The sequence below is a fragment of the Mesorhizobium sp. M0862 genome (genome assembly GCF_040319795.1).
In the GTDB taxonomy this organism is placed as follows: Bacteria; Pseudomonadota; Alphaproteobacteria; order Rhizobiales; family Rhizobiaceae; genus Mesorhizobium.
This window is the reverse complement of record NZ_JAMYOJ010000002.1, coordinates 373,964-391,391: the sequence shown is the minus strand read 5'-3', so window position 1 is coordinate 391,391 and position 17,428 is coordinate 373,964. Positions and strand designations below refer to the sequence as shown.

The following is a 17,428-nucleotide window of genomic DNA, read 5'->3' as shown; positions in this document are numbered from 1 at the left end:
GCATGGCCGGCGAACGGTACCGGAGTTTTGGCCTCGCCACGCCGGCCGCAAAGCGAGCCATCGCGGCCGACGATGCCATCGCGCTGATGCGAAGCGGCAAGGCGACAAAGAACGCTCTGCTCGCCTATGGCAATGGCCGCTCCTACGGTGATTCCTGCCAGAACGGGCCAGGTGCGGTCGTGGACATGCGGCCGCTGAACCGCATCGGCGCCTTCAATGCCGAGACCGGCCTGCTCGAGGCGGAGGCCGGCGTGTTCCTCTCCGATATCATTGCGCACACTGCACCTTACGGTTTCTTTCCGACTGTCGTCCCAGGCACCCAGTTCGTCACCCTTGGCGGCGCGATCGCCAATGACGTCCATGGCAAGAACCATCACCGGCGCGGCACCTTTGGCTGCCATGTCGAGTCGTTCACGCTGCTGCGCTCGGACGGGCGGACCTACACCTGCTCGGCAACCGACAATGCAAGGCTGTTTGCGGCGACGATCGGCGGCATGGGGCTGACCGGCCTGATCCTGTCGGCCTCGATCCGGCTGATGCGGGTGCATTCGCTCGATATCGCCGAGAAGGTAACGCGGTTTGCCGATCTCGGCGAATTCTTCGAACTGGCCGAGGCCGCCGACCAGGCCAATGAATATGCCGTCGCCTGGATCGACCAGCTTGCCGGCGGCCATGGCCGCGGGCGCGGCCTGTTGTTGACAGGCAATCATGCCGAGTATGGCTCGCATGCGGCGTCTCGCGCCGGCTCCCGTTTTTCAGTGCCGTTCCAGCCGCCGTTCAATGTGCTCAACCGGCCGTTCCTCACCGCCTTCAACGCCGCCTATCGGTGGAAGAAGGGGCGCTCGCCGGGGCCGAGCCAAACCGGCTACCAGGGCTTTTTCTTTCCGCTTGATGGTGTCGGCGACTGGAATCGGCTGTATGGCCCGAAAGGTCTCTACCAGCACCAGAGCTTGGTGCCGGAAAATGTCGCGCGCCAGACCGTGCCGGCGCTGCTCGAGGCGGCGCGACGGGCCGGGCAGGGCTCTTTCCTCACCGTGTTGAAGCGCTTCGGCTCGATCCGCTCGCCGGGGCTGCTGTCTTTTCCGCGGCCAGGCTTCACGTTGACGCTGGATTTCCCCAATCGCGGCGACAGGACGCTGGCCCTGCTCAGCGAACTCGACGGCATCACGGTCGCGGCCGGCGGCGCGGTCAACCCGTACAAGGATGCGCGCATGGGCGCTGATACTTTCGCGGCCTCCTTCCCGAATTGGCAGCGGCTTGAAGCGCTGCGCGACCCGGCGTTCGTGTCCAGTTTCTGGCTGCGGACGGCGAAAAAGCTCAACGTCCGGCCAGGGCGTGTCGAGGCAGCTGAATAGGTACAATCCGAATAAGTCATGGTGAATAGATCGTAATTTCCGTGGTTTACTCAAAGCATTGTCGTGACTTCATGAAATGTTTGCAGGTTCGTAATACGACCGTTGCGAGTGGCGGGTGCAAAATATGAAATACATCGTCTTCATTCTGTTCACGGTCATGACCAATGCCGCCGCGCAGCTGATGCTGAAGCAAGGCATGATGTCACTCGGGCCGATTTCGTTCGAAGGCACCAATCCGCTGTTGAGGCTGTTGCAGGTCGTTTTCAGCCCATGGGTGTTTCTCGGCCTGTGCACCTTCGTCATCTCGATGGCTTCGCATCTCTATGTGCTGTCCAAGGTCGAGCTCAGCTTTGCGTATCCGTTCCTCAGCCTTGCCTATGTCGCGGTTGCGATCTTCGCCTATTTCATCTTCCGCGAGGACCTCAATGCCTGGCGCATTGCCGGCATCGCCTTCATCTGCGTCGGCACCGTGCTGATCGCGCAAAGCGGTCGAGACTTGGGCGGGCGCGGGCATGACGACCAAACCGCTTCCATCATCCCCAACAAGACCAGCGAGATCGTTCGATGAGACATGTTATTTTCGGCGGCGACGGCTTCGTCGGCCGTCATCTTGCCCCGAAGCTTGTGGCCGATGGTGAAGAGGTTGTCGTTGCCGACATCGTCAAGAGCGACCTGGCGCACTATCGCAACGTTCGCTTCGTCACCTGCGATGTCACGGATACGGCCTCGGTGGCCAACATCGGATTGAAGGCCGACGACATGGTCTACAACCTGTCGGCCAAAATGCTGTCGCCGATCCAGGTGCGGGCCAAGCGTCACGACTTCTTCTTTCCGGTGAATCTCCACGGCACCGAACACATCATGCAGGCGATGGACAAGGCCGGCGCGTCCAAGCTCGTCCACTACACCACGGACATGATCTACGGCCACACGGTCACCCAGCCGATGACCGAGGAGCACCCGGTCGCGCCGCTCGGCGAATATGGCTGGTCGAAGCAGAAGACCGAGGAGCTCGCCGCGCAATGGCGCAAGCGCGGCATGTCGATCTCGCTTTTTCGACCGCGGCTGATCATCGGTCCCGGCCGGCTCGGGATCCTGGAAAAGCTGTTCAAACTGATCGACTGGAATTTTCCTGTGCCGATGATCGGCTCGGGCAAGAACCCCTATCAGTTCATCTCGGTGTTCGATTGCGCGGAAGCTGCCCGCGCGGCCTGGAAGGCAGGCGTGCCCAACCAGGCCTATAATCTGGGCTCCCTCAATCCGCCGCCGGTGAAGAAATTGCTGGGCGACCTGATCAAGCATGCCGGCTCGAAATCGCTGCTGATCCCGACGCCGGGCTGGGCGGTCAAGCGCACCCTCGACCTGCTCGATCTCATGAACATGCCGATCATGGATCCCGAACAATATCTGATCGCCGATGAGGAGTGCGTGCTCGACGTATCCAAGGCCGAGCGCCAGCTCGGCTGGGTGCCGCAATATCGCGACGAGGACATGCTGATCGCCGCCTACAGCGAATACCGCGCCAAGAAAGACGGGCTTGCCGTCACCGCAAATCATGTCCCCGCCGAATAGGTGGGACGACCAGGAGAACTCCGAAATGACCGTCATGGCCAAGCCTGAGCAGACGAACGCGCGCACCATGCTCGGCGCGCCGGCGTTGTCGCCTACCGCCATCGCCAAGCCCGACCTGATCAGCGTCGAGCAGGCGAAGGCGATGGATGTTGCGCGCATGACCGACTTGTTCAAGGCGCATCTCAATCCGGGCCAGCTGCATTTCATGAAGCTGCTCGGCTTCCACAAGATCAAGATCGAGCGTGCCGAAGGCATGTTCTACATCGACCAGAACGGCCGCAAGATTCTCGACTTCTTCGGCGGCTTCGGTTCGCTGGCCTTCGGCCACAACCATCCGCGCATCCTGGAGGCCCGGCGCAAATTCCAGGAGGAGAAGCGCCAGGAAATCGCCATCGCCTTCATGTCGCAATATGCATCGGCCCTTGCGCACAACATCGCCAAATGCTCGCCCGGCGATCTCGACATGGTGTTTCTGGGCTCGTCGGGTTCGGAAGCGATGGAAGCGGCGGTGAAGCTCGCCGAGCGCGCCGCCGGGCCTAAGAGGCCAAAAATCGTCTATGCCGAGAATTCCTTCCACGGCAAGACCAAGGGCGTGCTCGGCATTACCGATGGCCAGCTCTACCGCGCGGACTTCAAGATGGCTGAGAACACCGTTCGCATTCCGTTCGCCGATATCGAAGCGGTCGAGCGGCTGTTCCGCTCCGACCCGGAGGTCGGCGTCATCGTGCTTGAGACAATCCAGGGCGGCGGCGGCATCATCCAGGCGCCGGCCAAATACTGGCAGAAATTGCGCGTGCTCTGCGACCAGTATGGCGTGCTGTGGGTGGCGGACGAAGTGCAGTGCGGCTATGGCCGTTCGGGACGCTTCTATGCCTTCGAGCATTATGGCGTCGTGCCCGATGTGACGGCGCTGGCGAAATCGCTCGGCGCCGGCAAGGCGGCGGTCGGCGCGATGATCGCCCGGCGCGAGGTCTATATGAAGGCCTATGGCACGCCGAAGACGGCGATGATCCATGCCATGGCCACCTTTGGCGGCATGGGCGAGGCCTGCGTCACCGCGATCGAGGGCATCAACGTGCTCTATGATGAGGGGCTGATCGACAACGCCGCCACTACCGGCGACTATCTGCTGCAGCGCCTGCAGGCGCTGAAGGAGAAGTACCCGAAGATCATCAAGGATGTGCGCGGCAAAGGCTTTATGGTCGGGCTCGAGTTCCACGACTTCTCGCAGACCTTGCCGATGGTGCTGCGTCCGATCGTCAGCGTCCTCGACGACAAGCTGAAGGGCTCGCTGTCGGGCTTCGTCGGCGCGCTGTTGCTGCGCGACTATGACGTGCTCGTCGCCTTCACCGAATACAACCGCAACGTCATCCGTCTCGAGCCGCCGCTGATCTGCCAGCGCGAGCATGTCGACCATTTCGTCGATGCCTTCGATAGCCTGCTGTCGCGCGGCATCGTGGGGATCGTGAAGGATTTCGTCAAAAGCCAGGTCCGTTAAAGAAGTCCGTTGAGCGAAGTCCCGAGTCCGACAATGCTGAGCAAGTCTCCCGCCCCGCAAAACACACTCGACCGGCTGACCGCGGCCGCTCTGGCGTGGGGCGAGGGGACTTATGCGCGATGGGCCGCGCCAATCGGCGCGATCGCGTTTTCGCTCTATATCCTGCTGACGGCGTTTACCGCCTGGACGATGCCCGATGCCAATTGGGACATGCTGCCTTATCTCACAATCGCCGAGGAGGGCGCTTACCCAGATGCCCAGGCGCTGCATGACTATGCCTACAGGACGGTCCAGGCCGGCGTTTCGGCCGCCGACTACAAGGCGCTGACAGACGATGGCGGCGGCTTCCGCAGCCATATGGCGCAAAATGCCGCCGACTTTCACTCGCTGCTTGGCATGTACCGGATCAAGTTTCTCTATGCCGAGATGCTGTCGACGATGAGTTCGGTGATGTCGCCGGTCGAGGCGATGCGGGTGCTGCAGGTGGTCTCGGTGCTGCTGTTCGGGATGATCACGCTGCTGTGGCTGCGAACCGAAGGCGCGCTTGCGCTGGCGCCTGTGGTCGGCGCGGTGCTGATCATGGCCGATTTCGGCGATGCCGCACGCGCCTCGACCCCGGATCTGTTGTGCTCGGCGCTGTTCCTCGGCGGGCTGCTTGCCTATGTGCGCGGCCGCGAGGCAGCGACCGCTGTCCTGCTTTTCCTGGCCTTCATGGCGCGGCCGGACAACATCGTGTTCCTGGCCATTTTCGCCGTGCTGCTGCTGGTCTTCCGGCAGCGGGCGTGGGGCGCGCTGGCCGGCTTTGCCGCGTCCTTCGTCGCCTATTTCGCGATTTCGCACTGGGCCCAGCATCCCGGCTGGTGGCCGCATCTGTGGTTCTCCAGCATCGAGCAGCACTACAATATGGATGGCTTCGAGCCGCCGTTCTCGGTTGGCGCCTATCTCAAGGCGTTTGCCGCATCCTTCATTCGCGCTATCAGCATCAACAGCTGGGTCGGGGTCTCGGTTCTGGCGCTGGCCGCGTGGTTTGCGCTCGGCCGCGCCGGCTTCCGGCTCGATCGCCGCGCCGGCATCCTGCTTGCAGCACTGGTGCTCGGCGTGCTGGCGAAATTCACCGTCTTTCCGATCCACGACACCCGCATCTACTTCCCGAACCTTCTGCCGCCCTACCTTTTGCTTGTCGGCCCGATCATGGCGCTGTGGGCGTCGGCAAGCCTGAATGGAAGGCGGCCCATCGCCATACCTGGAGGTAAGCCATGAGTTCCATTTCCGGGCTGGCGCGCATCGCCCTTTCGCTCGGCCTGCCCGCCGGCCTGCTCGATCGCGGGCCGGCGTTGCGTGGCACGAAATTCCTGGCCAAGGCGGCGCTGAAGGCGCGGTTTGGCGGTGGGCAAGCCTTCCAGATGGTCAATGTCGGCGCTTGCGACGGCGCGCTGTTCGACGACGTCACGCCGTGGCTGCACCGCATTCCGCGGGCGCGGGCCGTGCTGGTCGAGCCGATCCCGTACAATCAGAAGCGGTTGCGCGCCAACTATCCCGACACGGAACGCTTCGTCATCGAACCGGTCGCGGTGACGAAGACCAAGGGCACGATCACCGTCCACACTTTCGATGCCGCGGCACTCGAGGCCGGCACGCTGCCGATCGAGTTCATCGGCTGCTCGTCGGTCACCGACACCAATCTGATGTCGGGCAAGAATGCCTGGGGCGAGGACGACGCCAATTTCAACAAGTTCGCGCCGCACGTGAGGGATATCGAGGTGACGTCGGAAACGCTGCAGACGCTGCTCGACCGCAACGGCATCACGCATATCGACGCCTTCCTGGTCGATTGCGAGGGCGCCGACTGGATCGTCTTCGAACAGCTCGACCTCAAGCGCTACCGCCCCGGCATGATCAAGGTCGAGGTCGGCGCGCTGCCGGCGGCTGAAATCGGCGAGGTCGTGGTCAAGCTCAAGACATCAGGCTATCAGGTCGGCTTCCAGGCCGAGGACATCTGGGCCTTCGCCTGAGATAGATCGCCACTGGCGGCACGCCGGCGCGCCGGGTCGCGTCGCATCTGCGACGTGTCGCAAACAGGCGGTAGCTCCATCCACGTCCTCTGCATATTGTGCGCCATTCGAACGGGCGCGGACACGCCCGCTTTATCCCCTTGGAGTCGCGGCAATGGCAGAGTTTCCGAAACAGGCGAAGGTCGTCATCGTCGGCCTGGGTGGCATTGTCGGCGCGTCGATCGCCCATCATCTGATCGAACGCGGCTGGACCGACATTGTCGGCATCGACAAATCGGGCATCCCGACCGACATCGGCTCGACGGCGCATGCCTCGGACTTCTGCTACACCACCAGCCACGACTTCTTGTCCTGCTGGACGACGCTCTACTCGATCGATTTCTACGAAAAGATGGGCCATTATGCCCGCATCGGCGGCCTCGAAGTGGCGCGCGTCGGCGACGACAGCCGCATGGACGAGATCAAGCGCAAGATCGCCTCGGCCAAATCCTTCGGCACCCGCGCCCGGCTGATCGAACCGGCCGAGATCAAGGAAAAATTCCCGCTGATCGAAGAGTCCATGGTGCAGGGCGGCCTGTGGGATCCGGACGCCGGCCTGGTCATCCCGCGCTCGCAGACCGTCGCCGGCAAGCTGGTCGACCAGGCGGAAGCTACGGGGAAACTCAAATCCTTCGCCAACACGCCCGCCAAATCTCTCATCGTCGAGGAAGGCCGCATCAAGGGCGTCGTTACCGACCGCGGCACGATCATGGCCGATTATGTCATCGTCTGCGCCGGCATCTGGGGCCGGCTGATCGCCGAGATGGTCGGCGAGGACCTGCCGGTCATGCCGATCGACCATCCGCTGACCTTCTTCGGTCCCTACAATGAGTTTGCCGGCACGGGCAAGGAGATCGGCTGGCCGCTGCTGCGCGACCAGGGTAATTCGGCCTATATGCGCGACACCGGCGACCCCAGGACCGCCGAGGGTGGGCAGATCGAATGGGGTTATTACGAAGAGACCAATCCGCGCCTCTGCCATCCGCGCGATTTGCTGGAAAAGGATCAGGCGCGGCTGTCACCGTCGCAGCGCGATCTCGACATGGAGCAGATCCTGGCGCCGCTTGAGCGCGCCATGGAGCTGACGCCGATCCTGGGCGAACTCGGCTACAATGAAAGCCATTCCTTCAACGGCCTGTTGCAGGTGACCCCCGATGGCGGCCCGTCCATGGGCGAGAGCCAGAAGGTGAGGGGCCTCTGGTACGCCGTCGCCATCTGGGTCAAGGACGGCCCCGGCATGGGCAAGCTGATCGCCGACTGGATGACGGACGGCCGCACGGAAATCGACCATCACGCCATCGACTATGCGCGCTTCTATCCGCACCAGACGAAAGAGCAGTTCATCTGGGATCGTTGCACCGAGACGGCGATGAAGGTCTACAATCCGGCGGTGCATCCGCGCGAGCCGTTCTCCAAAGGTCGCAACATCCGCCGCTCGCCGTTCTGGGAGCGCGAGAAGGAGCTTGGCGGTTACTTCATGGAGCTGGGCGGTTGGGAGCGCGCGCATGGCTATGCCGCCAACGAGCATCTGCTGGAGAAGTATGGCAACCGGGTTCCCGTACGTGAGAACGAATGGGACAACCGCCATTTCTGGCGGGTGTCCAATGCCGAGCACCTGGCGATGAGCGAGGATTGCGGCATCGTCAACCTCTCGCATTTCTCGATGTACGACATCGAAGGGCCGGACCATGTCGCGCTGCTGGAGTGGCTGTGCGCGGCCAAGATTGGTGGCGACAACAATATCGGCAAGGGTATCTACACCCACTTCCTCGACGAGGAAGGCATGGTGCGCGCCGACTTCACCGTCATCCGCATGGCCGACCGCTGCCGTCTGATCGACGGCGCCGACGCCGGTCCGCGCGACTTCCGCTACATGCAGCGCACCGCGCAGGACAAAGGCTTTGACGTCACCATCACCGACGTGACGGAAAAATACGTCACCATCGGCATCTGGGGACCGAACGCGCGGGCGACGCTGCAGAAAGTGGTCGAAAATCCGGATGGTCTCTCGCTCGAGAACTTCCCCTTCGCGGCGATCAAGCCGGTCAGGATCGGCGGCAAGGACGTCACCGCCTTCCGCATCTCTTATGTCGGCGAGCAGGGCTGGGAACTGCATATGCGTTACGAAGACGGCCTGGCCGTTTGGGACGCGCTGCGCTCGACCGGGGTCATGCCGTTCGGCGTCGAGACCTATGCCAACACCCGGCGCATGGAAAAGAGCCTGCGCCTGCAGAACGCCGACCTGTTGACCGAGTACAATCTGCTCGAGGCCGACCTTGCTCGACCGAAGGTCAAGGAGAACGATTTCTGCGGCAAGGCAAAACATGTCGAATACCGCGCCCGCGAGCACCAGCCGGCGATCCTGTGCACGCTGGTGATGACGGAAAACGTCGATTCGAAGGGTGTTGCCCGCTATCCCGTCGGCACCATGCCGGTGATGGATCCGAAGACCGGCGAGACGCTGGTCGACGAACTCGGCCGCCGCTCCTTCACCACATCGATGGCCTACGGCCCGACCATCGGCAAGAACATCGGCCTCGCCTATCTGCCCTGGGCCCATGCCCAGGAGGGCCGCAAGTTTGCCATCGAATATTTCGGCGAGACCTACCCGGTCGAGGTGGCTGCCGTCGGCTACAAGCCGCTCTACGATCCAGAGAATCTGAAGCCGAGGAGTTGAGCTTCATCGGTTCCAACCAACATATCGAAAAGCCGGCACCTCGCCGGGCTTTTTGCTTTGTCAGCAGCCGGTTTTCGCTTACCTTCGGGTATGTCTGCTTTTTCTTGCGCACGACATTTCCTTTCAGGCAGCGCCGCGCTGGCGCTGGGGCTCTGGCTGGTGCCGCCGGTTCAAGCCGCCGAGCCGGTCGACGTCGAGCTGGTGCTGGCCGTCGACGTGTCGCTGTCGATGTCGCCGGGCGAACTTGAAATCCAGCGTCACGGCTATGCTGCTGCGCTGACGCACGACAATGTTCTGCAGGCCATCGCCGATGGCGCCTACGGCAAGGTCGCCGTCACCTATGTCGAATGGGCGGGAGCGACCACGCAGCAGGTCGTCGTGCCGTGGACGGTGATCGCCAGCCGGGCCGATGCCGAGCGGGTGGCCGCGCAGCTTTCCGCCCATCCGCCGGCCAGCGCCCGGCGCACCTCGATTTCCGGCGCGCTGGAATTCGGCAGCGATCTGTTCGCCGAAAGCGGTTTTCAGGGGACAAAGCGCGTCATCGATATTTCCGGCGACGGGCCCAACAACCAGGGCGCGCCCGTCGACATCACCCGCGACGCGGTGGTCAAGCAAGGCATCATCATCAACGGCCTGCCGCTGATGACGCGCGGCGGGTTCGGCGGCGCCTATGACGTCAACAATCTCGACCGCTACTACAGCGACTGCGTCATCGGCGGTCCCGGATCCTTCATGATCCCGGTCAATGACTGGACGCAGTTTCCCGAAGCCATCCGCCGCAAGCTGGTGCTGGAGCTGGCCGGCGCCGCTTCGCCGCAACGGGCGCGCGAGGAGGCCGGGCATCCGCCGGTGGTGCTGGCGCAGGACCGGCCGACCGACTGCCAGGTCGGCGAAAAGATGTGGCGCGACCGCAGCTGGATGTTCGATGCCCGTTAGCGTTCGCATCATCACGCTGCCGTGAAGGGCCGGTTTCATTGACAAGCCCATGGGCGTCTGTGACACAATTCGGCATCCGAAAAAACAAGGGGAACCGACATGAACAAGACCATCGTCGCTGCCGCGGTATTGGCGCTTGCGGCTGCAATATCCGTGCCGGCCGAGGCTGCCACATCGGTCACCATCGGCATCAGCGGATGGACCGGCTTTGCGCCGCTGACGCTCGCCAAGCAGGCCGGCATCTTCGAGAAGCATGGCCTCGACGTGACCCTGAAGAAGGTGCCGCAGGCCAGCCGGCCGCTCGCCATCGCCAGCGGCGATCTGCAATGCGCCGCCACCACGGTCGAGACCTGGCTGGTGTGGAACGCCAGCGGCGTCACCACCAAGCAGATCTTCCAGCTCGACAAATCCTATGGCGCCGACGGCATTGTCGTGCGCAACGACATCAAGACCGTCGCCGACCTCAAGGGCAAGAATGTCGCGTCCTCGGCGCCGGGCACGTCGCCCTATTTCATGCTGGCCTGGGTGCTGAACAAGAACGGCCTGTCGACCAAGGATGTGACCGTCGTCAACCTGGAACCGGATGCGGCGGCGCAAGCCTTCCTCGCCGGCCAGAACGATGCGGCGGTCACCTATGAGCCGTTCATCTCGGCGGTGCGCGACAAGTCCGATCAGGGCCACATATTGGCGACCACGCTCGACTACCCGATGGTGCTCGACACGGTCGGCTGCACGCCTGAATTCCTCACCGCCAATCCCGACGCCGCCAAGGCGCTGGCCGACAGCTATTTCGAAGCGCTCGACCTGATCAAGAGCGATCCGCAGAGATCCTACGAGATCATGGGCGCCGACGTGAAGCAGTCTGCGAAAGAATTCGAGGATTCGGCGAAATACCTGAAATGGGCCGACAAGGCGGAGAACAAGCAGTTCTTCACCAAGGAATTCCAGGACTTTTCCAAGACCGCCGGCGAGCTTCTGCTGCAGATGGGGTTGATCAAGGAAGCGCCAGATGTTGCAGCGCTTGCCGATACCAGCGCGGTGGCGAACTGATAGTCCGGCCTTTGACCATCATGCGGCGGTGCCAGCGCGCCGCCGCTTTCTACCGGGCAACGCGACTGAGCATGGGGACGATCTGACGATGCGGACGATCTGAAGATGCGCCCCTTGCATCCGGTGTCGCCGGGCATTCGAACCGTGCTTGGCATTTCCTTCTTCGTGCTGTTCGTCGCCTTCTGGGCGTGGATCACGCTTGGCGGCCACGTCAACCGCATCTTCCTCGCCGATCCGCTGTCAATGCTGCGGGATGGCTGGCGGCTGCTGGTCGAGGATCGCTTCTGGCTCGACATATTGATCACCATCTGGCGGGTCTTCGGCGGGTTCCTGCTGGCGTCGATCGTCGCCGTGCCGATCGGCATCGCCATGGGCGCCTGGAAGCCAATAGAGGCGTTTCTGGAGCCGTTCGTCTCCTTCGCCCGCTACCTCCCGGCTTCGGCCTTCATTCCGCTGCTCATCCTGTGGGCCGGCATTGGCGAGCTGGAAAAGCTGCTGGTCATCTTCGTCGGCTCGGTGTTCCAGATCATCCTGATCGTCGCGGTCAAGGTGGGCTCGACGCGGCGCGATCTGGTCGAGGCGGCCTATACGCTGGGCTCGACCAACAACGGTATCGTCAAACGGGTCATCATGCCGGCCAATGCGCCCGAGATTGCCGAAACGCTGCGGCTGGTGCTCGGCTGGGCCTGGACCTATGTTATCGTCGCCGAGCTGATCGGTTCGTCCTCAGGCATCGGCTACATGATCATCAACAGCCAGTCGCGGCTGGCGACAGGGCAGATCATCTTCGGCATCATCGTCATCGGGCTGATCGGACTGTTGTCCGACTTCGCCTTCAAAGCGTTCAATCGCTGGCTCTTCCCCTGGAGCCTGGCATGAGCAAGTTGCTTATCGAAGGCGTCTCGCGAACCTTCGCCGGCGTGCGCGGCGGGCAGCCGGTCAAGGCGCTGATGCCGGTCGACCTTGCGGTCGCGGCCAACGACTTCATCACCATTCTGGGGCCGTCCGGCTGCGGGAAGTCGACGCTGCTCAGGATCGTTGCCGGCCTGGAAGCGCCGAGCGAAGGCCGTGTGCTGCTTGACGGCAAGGAGGTGACGCGGCCGGGACCGGATCGCGGCATGGTGTTCCAGTCCTACACGCTGTTTCCGTGGCTAACGGTGGCGCAGAATATCGCCTTCGGCCTGCGCGAACGTGGCATGGCCGAAAAGGAGCGAGACGGGATCGTCGCTTCCTATGTCGACCTCGTCGGGCTGAAGGGCTTCGAGAACCATTGGCCAAAGCAGCTGTCCGGCGGCATGCAGCAGCGCACGGCGATCGCCCGGGCGCTGGCCAACGACCCCGAAATCCTGTTGCTGGACGAGCCGTTCGGTGCGCTCGACAACCAGACGCGCGGACTGATGCAGGAACTGCTGCTCGGCATCTGGGAGCGGCGCAAGAAGACAGTGCTGTTCGTCACCCACGACATCGAGGAGGCGATCTTCATGGCCTCGCGGGTGATCGTGATTAGCGCGCGGCCAGGCCGCATCAAGTCGGATGTCGCCATCGACCTGCCGCATCCACGCCACTACACGCTGAAGACCAGCCCGGAATTCTCGGCGCTCAAGGCGCGGCTGACCGAGGATATCCGCGTCGAGGCGATGCGGACGGCGCAGGCGCAGCCCGCCGAAGCCTGAGTGCGTTTTCGGATCAGGCCGCCAGCAATTGCTTGCGGTCGACGCGCTCCTGCTGCGGCGAGCGGGCATAGAGTTCGCGGTAGCATTTGGAGAAATGCGACGCCGAGACGAAGCCGCAGGCGACCGCTACCTCGACCACCGGCATCGATGACTGGATCAGCAGATGCCGGGCACGGTCGAGGCGAATCTCGAGATAGTAGCGGGCAGGGGAGCGGCCCATCTCGGTGCGGAACAGCCGCTCGATCTGGCGGCGCGACAGGTCGACATGGTCGGCGATCTCGATCAGCGACAGCGGTTCGGAGAGATTGCCTTCCATCAGTTCGATGATGGTCAGCACCTTGGAATTCTGGACGCCCAGGCGCGCGCGCAGCGGCAGGCGCTGGCGGTCGGTCGGGCTGCGCACGCGGTCGGTCAACACCTGCTCGCAGACGCGGTTGACCAGATTGTCGTCGAAATCGTCGCCGATCAGCTTGAGCATCATGTCGAGGGCGGCGGTGCCGCCGGCGCAGGTGTAGATGTTCTGGTCGATCTCGAAGAGGTCGGCAAAGACGTTGGCCTTGGGAAAGGCCTCGGAAAAGCCCGGCAGGTTTTCCCAATGGATGGCGCAGCGCTTGTTGGAGAGCAGGCCGGCGGCGGCAAGGATATGCGCGCCGGTGCACAGGCCGCCGACGGCGACGCCTCTGTTGTATTCCTCGCGCAGCCAGGCGAAGGCCGACCTGTTCTGGTAGCGCTCGACATTCATGCCGCTGCAGACGATGGCCATGTTCGGCCGATCCGGCCCGGCCATCTTCTTGCGCTCTTCCTCGAGCGAGGTGTTGACGGCGCATTCGACGCCATTGGAGGCGCGCACCGGCTTGCCGTCGATGCTGGCGAGGCGCCAGCGATAGGCCTCATAGCCAAGCATGCGGTTGGCCGAGCGCAGCGGGTCGAGCGCCGTCGCAAAGGCGATCATGGTGAAGTCCGGGACAAGGAAGAATACAAACGATCGCTTGATCGGATGCTTTACGGCGTTCAAGGGAACCTCACGCAGCCATGGCGCGAACAGGATGTCGCGAACAGCACAGCGACATCAGGAAAAACCATTCCTGTCAATTGGCTAGGGGGCTAAGCGGAAACTATATTTGCGACATGGGTCGCAAATGGGCAATCGTCCGGGATGACAGGAACGGGCTGCCGACGGATTGGGCATGGTGGTGGCGGCATAGGTGCCAAAAACGAGAAACGCCGCTTCGGTCAAACCGAAGCGGCGCTGTTATCGACTGTCGGCAGCGGCAGGGAAGCGCTGAGCGCTAGCCGTTATCTCAGGCAACGAAACCGAGGCGCACCGCATTCATGGCGCCGGTCTGGCCGGGCATGGTGTTGGCAAGGCGCTGGCGCTCGAGAGCGGTCGTCAGGTTCATTTCGCGGCGGGCAAAGAGGCGGGCAAAAAGCTTCATCATCATCTCCTATCGGTTGCTCAGACGGGTCGCCTTCGCTTGATGGAGTGGGGCAGCTCGTTTGCTGGCGTTGATATAGGCCTGCGTGAGCAGAAACTAAATCGCAAATGCGAAGCGCTTGAATGGAAATGCGACATCGGTTGCGACATTATTGGGTATGGTGCCCAAAATTTGCGATTACTTACAGCGTGTTATCGGCGACATTGAGGCGCCATGCAAGTGACGCATATGCGCCATGCAGCGGCGACACGGCTCTGAAAATCATTTGAATGCAAATAAGTTGGAGAAGCCTGCGGGGCAAATAGAGAAGGCCTGCCGGGCTGGTCTGCGCGGCAGGCCTTCAGCACATGGTACACAATGGTTTACTTTGCTCCAGCCCAGGATCCGACGCCGTGGCGTGCACCGGTCTTGGTGTCGGCAGCTTCAGGCCAGCCGATATCCTTCTGCAGTTCGATCGGCAGCGAGCGGATCGCACGTTCGGTCTGGAAGCGGGCGCGGGCCGCGCTGAACTCGGTCGCAAGCCGACCGATGGATGACAGGATAGACATTTCATTCTCCTTTGGTTGTGGCACGTCCCGCATGAACGCGTTCCGTCGCCTGGATATTCCGCATCGAGTGCAATTCCGTGTCAGGAGCGTTGGAGCCATGGCACGTCCTGCCTTCGATGGAGTTGACTATCATCCCAATCTGATGTTCAATCAAACGAAATGGAATGATGCTTCACATCAGAAAAATTGAAGGTCGATCCCGATGAACGCCCCACTCAATCATCCGCTGCCGCTGCTCGATCTCGACGTTTTGCGCACCTTCGTGGCCATTGCAGAGACCGGCAGTTTCACCACGGCGGCCAATGCGGTGTTCCGCACGCCGTCGGCGGTCTCCATGCAGATCAAGAAGCTCGAGGACATTCTCGGGCGCTCTGTTTTCGCGCGGGATGCGCGCTCGGTGACGCTGACCACGGATGGCGAGATGCTGCTCGGTTATGCCCGCCGGCTGTTGTCGATCAACCGCGAGGTGGTGTCGAAGTTCATCATCCCCGAGATCGTCGGCGTGGTGCGGTTGGGATCGCCGGACGATTATGGCGAGCGCGTGCTGCCGCATGTGCTGAAGCGGTTCGCGCAATCGCATCCGTCGATCGCCGTCGACGTCACCATCGACCAGAGCAGCAATCTGCGCCGCCGGATGGACGACCGCGCGCTCGACATCACGCTGCTGACCAATTCCTACAAGACCAGCGCGCTTGGCGCCGAGGTGTTGCTCACCGAGCCGATCGTCTGGGCCGGCGCCAAGGGTGGCAGCGCGCATCTGCGCGAGCCTTTGCCGGTGTCGCTGTGGGAAGAGGGCTGCGCCTGGCGGGCCGGCGCGCTCGATGCGCTGAGCCGTGAAGGCCGCAACTACCGCATCGCCTATATGAGCGCCCACACGGCAGGCCAGCGCGCCGCCATCATGTCGGATCTCGCGGTTGCACCGTTGCCGAAGTCGTTCCTGGGCAACGACATGGTCGAGCTTTGCCCGAAGGACGGCATGCCCGATATCGGCACCTACAATCTGGCGATGGTGGTGTCGCCGGACGCCAGCGCGCCGGTCAAGGCCGTCGCCGACCATATCCGCGCGACGTTCGAGCTTTTCCGCGAAACCGGCAAGTTCTAGAGCGGTTCACCGTTTCACGGAAACGGCGAGCCGCTCTAACTCCTTGTTTGATGCAATTCCCAAGGGAAAGCGCTACACGCTTTTCCCGGGAAAACCGTTTTACACTTTTCCTGGAATTGCTCTGCTATTCCGCTGCTTGGGCGGGGCGCGCCGCGAGAGCGGGTCGCGCCGTGCGCCGCGCAGTTGCGCGCCGCTTGGTGGGCTCACCTTCAAGGAAGGCGACGATGCTGTCCCTGGCGCGACGCGCCTCCGGCATCTCGATCAGCGGCCAGACGTGGAACATGCCTTCCTCGTAGACGACCTGGACGTCGACGCCGGCAGCGCGCGCCTTTTTGGCGAAGATCAGATTGTCGGGGCTGAGCAGGTCGTGCGAGCCGGTCAGAAGCAGGGTCTTCGGCAGCACCGAGAGGTCGCCATAGAGCGGGCTGATGTGCCAGTCGCTGCGATCGATGCCGGCACTGTACATGCGGATCGCTTCCAGCCCGCCGGAAATGCCGAGCCACGGATCGTTGCGTTCCGCCTCGAACACTTCGGGGTTGGACAGCGACATGTCGAGGCCGGGTGAAATCAGCACGTGGCGCGACGGCAAGGGCAGGCCTTCCTCAGCCGCCATCATGGTCAGCACGACGGCCATGTTGCCGCCCGCGGAATCGCCCATGAAGACGATATCTTCAGCGTCGGTCTCATCCAGCATCTGCCGGTAGACGTCGCCGACCATGCCGAACATGGCGTGGAAATCATGTTCCGGTGCGATCGGGTAAATCGGCACGGTGATGCCGAAACCCAACCGCTCGGCCATCTCGGCGATCAACCCCCAATGATAGGATGTGATCTGGAAGACATAGGCGCCGCCATGCATGTAGAGGATTCGCCTGCGTTCGCCCGCCTTCGGCGCGATCTCGTAGACGGGAAAGCCATCGACGCTGCGCTCGGTGATATCGAGCCGCTCCCGCAGCAATGCCGGGGGATGATGATCCTCGGTCTTGCGCGCATAAGCGATCCAGCGCTGCAGGTTTTCCGGGCTGGCAAATGCCTTCTTGCGGCTGTGCCGGAGGATGAAGGAAACGAGGTGGCTTTTGAAACTGGGCATTCGCGTACACAAGCTCGGCAGCAGCCGACTAAGAGAATTCCCCACTATCCCGAAAATCGTACCTCCAGCCGAAATGTCAAGATTCTGGCCCAAGCCAACACGGTTGTTTGATCAGCCACGTCCGCGGCTCTGCGCAGGGCGGCTCAGCGCCGGGGCAGCAGCGCGGCGCGCAGCTTGATGTCGGTCGCAGCCGGGACCATGCGGCGGCCTCGGCGCTTAGTCAGCAATTTGCACTTGTCGGCGAAGGTCATCAGCGGCCCGAGCCCAGGATCAGGCGCGACAGGTTGGTCTGGGCGTCGATGCGCGGCGACACGGGCCAGCCGATGTCCTTCTGGATTTCGGGTGGCAGGTTGTTCATGGCGCGCACGGCCTGTGCATTCTTCATGGCCGCACGAAAACGGCCCAGGGTCTCGAACATCTCTATTCTCCTTTGGAGCGTT

General features: G+C 62.6%; 17 protein-coding genes. 12 read left to right on the top strand and 5 right to left on the bottom strand.

Features of this window, described 5'->3' with window-relative positions; all coding sequences use genetic code 11:
- Nucleotides 1-2: 2 nt before the first annotated feature.
- The 11 genes from NKI15_RS04510 (at nucleotide 3) to NKI15_RS04460 (ending at nucleotide 12,812) form a co-directional block, all read left to right on the top strand.
- The gene (locus NKI15_RS04510) at nucleotides 3-1,355 is read left to right on the top strand and encodes an FAD-binding oxidoreductase (protein ID WP_023706098.1); all 1,353 of its coding nucleotides are present in this window, start codon (nucleotides 3-5) and stop codon (nucleotides 1,353-1,355) included.
- A 124-nt stretch (nucleotides 1,356-1,479) separates the two neighbouring features.
- Nucleotides 1,480-1,923 carry an EamA family transporter gene (locus tag NKI15_RS04505; RefSeq protein WP_023700340.1) on the top strand — a complete coding sequence of 148 codons (444 nt, stop codon included), beginning with the start codon at nucleotides 1,480-1,482 and terminating at the stop codon, nucleotides 1,921-1,923.
- The gene (locus NKI15_RS04500; RefSeq protein ID WP_023700339.1) at nucleotides 1,920-2,927 is read left to right on the top strand and encodes an NAD-dependent epimerase/dehydratase family protein; all 1,008 of its coding nucleotides are present in this window, start codon (nucleotides 1,920-1,922) and stop codon (nucleotides 2,925-2,927) included. Before NKI15_RS04505 ends, NKI15_RS04500 begins: the two co-directional genes overlap by 4 nt.
- A 67-nt stretch (nucleotides 2,928-2,994) precedes the next feature.
- Nucleotides 2,995-4,425: an aspartate aminotransferase family protein gene (locus NKI15_RS04495; protein WP_031196357.1), complete on the top strand. Its 1,431-nt coding sequence runs from the start codon at nucleotides 2,995-2,997 to the stop codon at nucleotides 4,423-4,425.
- A gap of 33 nt (nucleotides 4,426-4,458) precedes the next feature.
- Nucleotides 4,459-5,685 carry a glycosyltransferase 87 family protein gene (locus tag NKI15_RS04490; protein ID WP_023706096.1) on the top strand — a complete coding sequence of 409 codons (1,227 nt, stop codon included), beginning with the start codon at nucleotides 4,459-4,461 and terminating at the stop codon, nucleotides 5,683-5,685.
- A complete protein-coding gene (locus NKI15_RS04485; RefSeq protein WP_023750171.1) occupies nucleotides 5,682-6,437 on the top strand; it encodes an FkbM family methyltransferase in 756 nt (251 codons plus the stop codon). Before NKI15_RS04490 ends, NKI15_RS04485 begins: the two co-directional genes overlap by 4 nt.
- A 154-nt stretch (nucleotides 6,438-6,591) precedes the next feature.
- Complete coding sequence (locus tag NKI15_RS04480; RefSeq protein ID WP_023706094.1) at nucleotides 6,592-9,153, top strand: GcvT family protein; 2,562 nt, start codon at nucleotides 6,592-6,594, stop codon at nucleotides 9,151-9,153.
- A gap of 90 nt (nucleotides 9,154-9,243) precedes the next feature.
- Complete coding sequence (locus tag NKI15_RS04475; protein WP_023691008.1) at nucleotides 9,244-10,089, top strand: DUF1194 domain-containing protein; 846 nt, start codon at nucleotides 9,244-9,246, stop codon at nucleotides 10,087-10,089.
- Nucleotides 10,090-10,188: 99 nt separating this feature from the next.
- Nucleotides 10,189-11,139 (top strand): ABC transporter substrate-binding protein, encoded by a 951-nt coding sequence (locus NKI15_RS04470; RefSeq protein WP_023670382.1) that lies wholly within the window; start codon nucleotides 10,189-10,191, stop codon nucleotides 11,137-11,139.
- Nucleotides 11,140-11,244: 105 nt separating this feature from the next.
- A complete protein-coding gene (locus NKI15_RS04465; RefSeq protein ID WP_023670383.1) occupies nucleotides 11,245-12,018 on the top strand; it encodes an ABC transporter permease in 774 nt (257 codons plus the stop codon).
- Nucleotides 12,015-12,812, top strand: a complete 798-nt coding sequence (locus tag NKI15_RS04460; protein WP_352514125.1) for an ABC transporter ATP-binding protein — start codon at nucleotides 12,015-12,017, stop codon at nucleotides 12,810-12,812. Before NKI15_RS04465 ends, NKI15_RS04460 begins: the two co-directional genes overlap by 4 nt.
- Before the next feature lie 13 nt (nucleotides 12,813-12,825).
- Here NKI15_RS04460 and NKI15_RS04455 read toward each other — a convergent pair whose 3' ends face one another.
- The 3 genes from NKI15_RS04455 to NKI15_RS04445 form a co-directional block, all read right to left on the bottom strand.
- Nucleotides 12,826-13,764, bottom strand: a complete 939-nt coding sequence (locus tag NKI15_RS04455) for a GlxA family transcriptional regulator (RefSeq protein WP_348524244.1) — start codon at nucleotides 13,762-13,764, stop codon at nucleotides 12,826-12,828.
- Nucleotides 13,765-14,113: 349 nt separating this feature from the next.
- Complete coding sequence (locus tag NKI15_RS04450) at nucleotides 14,114-14,248, bottom strand: hypothetical protein (RefSeq protein WP_023681787.1); 135 nt, start codon at nucleotides 14,246-14,248, stop codon at nucleotides 14,114-14,116.
- A 362-nt stretch (nucleotides 14,249-14,610) separates the two neighbouring features.
- The gene (locus NKI15_RS04445) at nucleotides 14,611-14,796 is read right to left on the bottom strand and encodes a hypothetical protein (protein WP_023700331.1); all 186 of its coding nucleotides are present in this window, start codon (nucleotides 14,794-14,796) and stop codon (nucleotides 14,611-14,613) included.
- Nucleotides 14,797-14,998: 202 nt separating this feature from the next.
- Here NKI15_RS04445 and NKI15_RS04440 point away from each other — a divergent pair, with 202 nt between their 5' ends.
- Entirely contained in the window at nucleotides 14,999-15,898 is a 900-nt protein-coding gene (locus NKI15_RS04440; protein ID WP_023670389.1) for a LysR substrate-binding domain-containing protein, read from the top strand.
- A gap of 124 nt (nucleotides 15,899-16,022) precedes the next feature.
- Here NKI15_RS04440 and NKI15_RS04435 read toward each other — a convergent pair whose 3' ends face one another.
- Entirely contained in the window at nucleotides 16,023-16,988 is a 966-nt protein-coding gene (locus NKI15_RS04435; protein WP_023707852.1) for an alpha/beta hydrolase, read from the bottom strand.
- A gap of 250 nt (nucleotides 16,989-17,238) precedes the next feature.
- A complete protein-coding gene (locus NKI15_RS04430) occupies nucleotides 17,239-17,406 on the bottom strand; it encodes a hypothetical protein (RefSeq protein ID WP_196813564.1) in 168 nt (55 codons plus the stop codon).
- Nucleotides 17,407-17,428 lie beyond the last annotated feature (22 nt).